Annotated in this window: 1 protein-coding gene; it reads right to left on the bottom strand. The window is 27.4% G+C overall.

Going from position 1 to position 1,520, the window contains the following annotated elements; translation table 11 throughout:
• Positions 1-58: 58 nt before the first annotated feature.
• Positions 59-643, bottom strand: coding sequence for a hypothetical protein (locus tag KJA15_04430; GenBank protein MBZ9572549.1), 585 nt, complete (start codon positions 641-643; stop codon positions 59-61).
• Positions 644-1,520 lie beyond the last annotated feature (877 nt).

The following is a 1,520-nucleotide window of genomic DNA, read 5'->3' as shown; positions in this document are numbered from 1 at the left end:
TTTTTTCTGGCTTTGTATAGTAAAAAATCACTCATTAAATTTGCCACAATATATAATTTCACTTGTTTAATATGTTCATCGTATCTTCGATACTTTTCCAATTATCACAGCAAAATACTTTATGTTTGGAGATCAGATCTTTAATCGTTTGACGTTTCTGATTCCATGGTTGGGAAAATAGTATACCAATACCTTGATTTCTTGAAAAATTTTCAATATTTGTAAGATTGTCATCAATTAGAATATCAAATTCTAATGATCCCTTATTGATATTACGTGTATTAATATATCCATAAATATTGAATTCTGAAGAAAGCCATTGTAAAGTTTCTTTTTCAGTTTTCTTAGGCCTAGAAGAAGCTATAAAGACAGAATAATTTTTTTGCAGATATTTAATACCATCTTTTGCACCATTAATTACTGGCATATTTAATACAAAATCTCTACAAAGCAATGCATTATTTATCTCAATTTCGATGTTAGTATTCCCAAACTCAAAATCCCATTCTATAATATCTTTTTTCTCTAAGATGATGTCATATTTTTCATGAATCTTAGACAAAACTGGAGATACTTGATCCCCAAGGACACCATCGATATCCACACCAACTTTTAATTTGGAATTTCTTAAATCAAAATTCATTTTTTAAATCCCTTTTTTTCTCTTTTCCATCTATACCAAATTAAGTAAATAAATGTTAATCCACATATTACATTAAATAGGAAAATATTATAATTAATTTTTAAGTGTGTCCATATATAATAAATAAGAAAATTGATAGTAAAAAGACCTGTGAACATTAAAGATCCTTTTGGCCAACTGACATTATTATTGTATTCCTTATTTCTAAGAATACCTCCAATGGTATAAATAAAAAAGATTATTGGAAGGATAGAAAAAAACCGAATAGAATTATCATAGGAATAGAGCAATACAGCATAAAGAAACACGAGTAAAATATCCAAGCTAAATCGAAGATATCCATATTTGTTCTGTTTATAAAAATTGTATACCATCATTTTATGATATCCCATCCAACTCAAAACTATAGCAGTGTAAGCTAAGAAAAGTAAAAGGTATGAATTTAATTGTAATTTGGAATTAGATTGATTAGCCACAAAAATTATCATGAAACTGTGTGCTACAACTACACCAAAAATGATATCAATAAGGTTGATTAAACGATCAGAGATTTTTTTTGTAATTCTAAATCCATTGCTATTCATATTGTAATATGATAATTTCTATTCTAGATTTCGGTTCAAAACTTACCCGGTGTTATTATATCTAATCAAAATATGTAATTTCTCCTTAAAACTCTCATCATAGCCTCATGATTAGAGTAAAACCTGCAAGGTATTGTTCTAAGATCTAATCATAGATATTAATCTGTTAGGCATTATTTCCTGACCATTTAGTGTTATCACATCTCCATGGTATCAATTCCTTTTAGATGTATTAAATGTGTAGAATATATGCTACATTTTTATACGAATACCTAAATTACCTTTCGGTGAAC

This window comes from Patescibacteria group bacterium (assembly GCA_020148145.1).
Lineage (GTDB): Bacteria > Patescibacteriota > Minisyncoccia > Minisyncoccales > JAHCRE01 > JAHCRE01.
This window is presented reverse-complemented; position numbering and strand designations above follow the sequence as displayed.